The organism is Clostridium sp. MT-14 (assembly GCF_042436595.1).
Classification (GTDB): domain Bacteria; phylum Bacillota; class Clostridia; order Clostridiales; family Clostridiaceae; genus Clostridium_B; species Clostridium_B aromativorans.
The window spans coordinates 1-4,179 of sequence record NZ_JBHMIY010000069.1 but is presented as its reverse complement, the minus strand read 5'-3'; the positions used below and the strand labels follow the sequence as shown (position 1 = coordinate 4,179).

At 31.8% G+C, this 4,179-nt stretch carries 6 protein-coding genes; 3 read left to right on the top strand and 3 right to left on the bottom strand.

Annotated features, from left to right (window positions below):
- The first annotated feature begins 239 nt into the window (after window positions 1-239).
- Together ACFHWD_RS20425 and lexA are read left to right on the top strand one after the other, a co-directional pair.
- Window positions 240-695: a hypothetical protein gene (locus tag ACFHWD_RS20425; protein ID WP_150358535.1), complete on the top strand. Its 456-nt coding sequence runs from the start codon at window positions 240-242 to the stop codon at window positions 693-695.
- Window positions 696-729: 34 nt separating this feature from the next.
- The gene (lexA, locus tag ACFHWD_RS20420; protein WP_150358536.1) at window positions 730-1,341 is read left to right on the top strand and encodes a transcriptional repressor LexA; all 612 of its coding nucleotides are present in this window, start codon (window positions 730-732) and stop codon (window positions 1,339-1,341) included.
- 144 nt (window positions 1,342-1,485) lie between these two features.
- On the opposite strand, the gene ACFHWD_RS20415 is transcribed toward lexA, so the two are convergent.
- The 3 genes from ACFHWD_RS20415 to ACFHWD_RS20405 all read right to left on the bottom strand — a co-directional run bounded on the left by ACFHWD_RS20415 (window position 1,486) and on the right by ACFHWD_RS20405 (window position 3,928).
- The gene (locus ACFHWD_RS20415; RefSeq protein ID WP_150358537.1) at window positions 1,486-2,085 is read right to left on the bottom strand and encodes a Fic family protein; all 600 of its coding nucleotides are present in this window, start codon (window positions 2,083-2,085) and stop codon (window positions 1,486-1,488) included.
- A 12-nt stretch (window positions 2,086-2,097) separates the two neighbouring features.
- Window positions 2,098-2,262: a hypothetical protein gene (locus ACFHWD_RS20410; protein ID WP_179977707.1), complete on the bottom strand. Its 165-nt coding sequence runs from the start codon at window positions 2,260-2,262 to the stop codon at window positions 2,098-2,100.
- Between the two features lie 307 nt (window positions 2,263-2,569).
- A complete protein-coding gene (locus ACFHWD_RS20405; protein WP_378062921.1) occupies window positions 2,570-3,928 on the bottom strand; it encodes an IS200/IS605 family accessory protein TnpB-related protein in 1,359 nt (452 codons plus the stop codon).
- On the opposite strand from ACFHWD_RS20405, the gene ACFHWD_RS20400 reads away from it, so the two are divergent.
- Window positions 3,888-4,179, top strand: a 292-nt coding sequence (locus tag ACFHWD_RS20400; protein ID WP_378062920.1) for a transposase, incomplete at its 3' end; no start/stop codon positions are given. The two genes, ACFHWD_RS20405 and ACFHWD_RS20400, sit on opposite strands and share 41 nt — an antisense overlap.

Genomic DNA, 4,179 nt, shown 5'->3' with positions numbered 1-4,179 from the left:
AATCTGCATGTTAATTTATTTTTTAAAAATGACCTGTTTTTATGCTTAAAATTTATTTAAAATTGGAATATAATTTACCTTATTTTTTACTTTTTGATATAAATATTAAAACCACAGCATTTTCTAGAATACACTGGATATTGTCTTTTAGTTCGAAAATAAAAGCTCATATTGACTCTTGACATAGGAACATGTGTTCGATAATATGGTATTAAACAACATAAAAAGGTGGTAATAGTATGGAATACAGAGAAGATTATTATAAGTTCTCCCATGTGATTTTTCCGATTTCATTATTCAAGTATAGGAAACAATTTATTCAAAAAATAAAAAAAGAAGGAGACTCTTTCAGTACTATCCTGAAGAAAGGCTGGAATAGTATAGTCATTGAAAAAGGAATTAGAAATGCTCCTCCCAGTTTTAAAATCAATCTATTAAATAACATCAAAAACTCATATTCTCTTATAGTTATAGAAATTCCTGAAGCTAGAGAAAGTACGGAGACCCCTTATATAGGCATCGTTTTTGATAAAGACTATAACATACGATACTTTACATATGAAATAGAAAAAGAATTTGGTAAGAAATGTTATTTCCTTTGTGAATGGTCTCAAGATCGAACACATATAAATTATGGAGAACATATGGATAAAAATCTCAATACTTTTACTCAGAGCATTACTGATTTAATCTAAGGTTTATATCTACATTTTTTCGAGAGGTGTTTTTATGTCAGATACTAAAAAAATCAATCAATTAAAAATATACGAATTTATAAAATCATATATCGAAGAAAGAGACTATTCTCCTTCTGTTAGAGAAATATGCAAAGCTGTGGGGGTGAATTCTACATCTACGGTACATAATTATTTAAATGCTTTAGAGAAAGATAGCCTTATAAAAAGAGATCCTTTTAAACCCAGGACTATAAGAATCCCCAAAAATAGTTCCAATAAAAAGAAAATGGTAAATATTCCTATCATAGATAGCATAATTATAGGTGATTCTATTTTTTCACCAGAAAATATAAAGGGATCACTTCCAATTCCAGTAGATTACACGGAAAACATGAACAACCTCTTTATCATTAAAGCTTATGATGAAAGCATGGCTAAAATAAAAATTCTCATTGGAGATATGGTTATATTTGAGAAGACAGATCATGTTGAAAATGGAGAAATAGCATCTGTTTTACTTGATAATAAAATTGTCATGGGGAGATTTTTTAAAAAAGAAAATTATATAAAACTTCAACCTGAAAGCACATCAATGAAACCAATAATCATAGTTAATTATATTATTATAGGAAAGTTAGTGGGAACTGGTAGATTTTTTACATAAAATACAACTGATAAGTCTCCTACCTGTAAAGAATAAAAATTTCCACATATTAAGCAAAATATATTTAATCATAGCCTATTTTAAATAAAAAAATGACCCCTATTCAATGTAGGGATCATTTTTTTATCTCCAAACACAATTAAATTATTTTAATAATCTAAAAATAATCTTTGATAGATGTTCATATTTATATTTTCTAGTTGCTTCAATTGTAGCTTCTAAAAGTTCTTCAGGCTCAGCACCATCCCATTCTAGAATATATCCATTAGAAAAAGCTAAATTTCTAACAAATTCTCTTTGGGTTCTACCGTTGCCTTCTCTGAATGGATGTGCAAAATTTAGCTGAGACATGTAAAAAGCAATCTTATCAGAGGTATTTCTCCTGCTCATATTTTTTAGATAATCATCTTTTTTTAAAGGTTTAAAAATCTCATTTTCCAATGCATCTCTTAATAAATAAGATGGTGCAAATTCACCACCTTTAAAAATATCTTCATTTCTCAACTGCCCTGCCCATTCATATATGTCTTGAAATATATACTTGTGGATTTCACACAGATGCTCAATATCAAAGTTACCCTTTATTGGATTTATTGCTAATTCAGAAAGTCTTTGCGATGACAGGATTCGTTCCATCTTTTCCAGTTTATCTGCATCTTTTATATTGAATTTATTCTTTAAAACATCTACATCTTTATAATAATACAACGAACGATATTCATTATTTCCTGAAATATCATACATATTTAATCTCCGTTATTTAACAGCAACCTGATAAGCACGTCTTAAAAATTCGTCATGAGAAAGTTCTTTTTTTAAAGACTTTTTTATCAGATTTTTTTCATATTCTGTAAGATACATACCTTCATGCTTTATGTTTCCTTCAGCGGTTTTTATAGCTTTATCATATTTATCAAGCATTATAATTCTCCTTTCAAGACAACACTCTACAAATATATTATATCATATTGTTCGGCTTTTTCACCATTAAAGAGTAAATTCATTAGCTATATATCATCTGTTTTAATTTTTATGAAGTATTTATTTAAAATATTACATGTTCGTCCTATAAATATAATATGCCCATTATTTTATAATAGTGTGAACCCTCCCCTCCTAACTAAACAGGTTAGTATAGAAGAGGCTTCTACCTTTTGACAGGCAGACTTCTTTTCCACAAATACAGTTTAGCTGAGTATTTCTTCTGTTGCCGGAAGAATTAAGCAGTTTATTTTTCTATCTGCACTACTCCTGCCAAACTAATCAATGTGGCCAGAGTGCTCTGAGTTCTTCGCAGAAGCCCCGGTTCTTTTGCCACAGCTTCCGACCATTCCTTTGCAGGTATGGATTTTTGGTACTCCCTTATAAAATATCTAGCACCTATATTGTAACTTGCAGACAAGTCACAATTATACTGCTTTCCCGTGCTGAAAGTACACAGGCTAAAGTTGTCCTTATTCCTTTTAACACTGCCACTCCCGTCATAGGCCAACAAGGATGTATTTTTAGGCGTTACCCTGCTGAACCTCATGCCGGCACTGTGGGCTTTGTGCTTTACTTTGTTCTGTATTGCAATTTTTGTCCACATCTGCAGTTTCATTCTTATTCTCTTGTTTCTGCTGCCCTTGATTTTAGGAAACCGGTCCAGGTACTCGAATACTACGGTATCCGCATTTACTTTCTCCGCAAAACTGACTATTTCATGGACTGTCCTGTTGGTTATTTCTCTTTTCAGGTTGTTTATCTTATTCCATGCCCTGGTCAATTTTGCCTTTTTCCCGCTCTGTTTCTGTTTTCTGCACAATCTGCCTACCAGGTGATTCATCAGGTCTTTTTCTTCCGGCTGGTTTATAAACTTCCTGCCAGTGACAGTTCCTTTTGAATCAACTGCACTGCATACTGCGGAGTGATTTATACCAAGATCTACGGATACCACTACCCTATCTTTAAGGGATGTTTCCCTGAACTCTACTTTGTTTTCATATGCAAACTGCAGGTAATAGTTTCTGCCTTTCCTGACAAGTATCGGCGAAAACTTTCTGCCTCTGCAGTTTTTTTCTATATACTTTATGTCCTGCTTCCTTAGAGATACCCTGAGCCACACCCAGTCATTGTTTTTATATATCTTTATCTGGGCATGGTTTCTGTCCAGCATTTTAAACATATTACCCCTGTAAAGGGCAGGACATTTATAGTGCTTTACCTGTAATTTGGGTGCTTTTTTCTTAAACTTTTTACCACTAGATACCTGGGTATATCTTTCTTCCTTATAATTTTCTAGATTGCTATAGTAGGAAGAGACTATTCCCATGGCATCCATAATTGCACTTCTCCTCAAATATGAAGGGAATTTATAGAACTGTCTGTCAAAACCATCATACTCTGGATGTGGATTATCTTTTGTTGAGTGTGTCAGGTGCTCTATGAGATTTACCCTATATTTAGAGCTTAACTTTTCCAAGAGCTCCCTCTCTGAGGTAACCACATTTATAAAGTAAGATACTGCCTTCCTGTAAATTTCTATAGTTTCTTTTAAACAATCATTCATGTTTACTATTTTTACTTTATATGAATTTATCACCTGCATAATCCACACCTCCTTTGTTGATTTTATACCGTTTGTATACTATAATTATACTATTCTTAATTTAGTTGTAAAGGAGTTATACTATCCTATGAATATAGAATATAAAAGAAACAGACATAGTTGCTACAGTCTGAAATATCATTTGGTTGTTGTAACTAAATACAGACACAAATGTATAAACAGAGATATTTTAAACCGCTTGATTGAAATATCCAATAACACTTTTAATAAATGGAACTGCAGTATTTTAG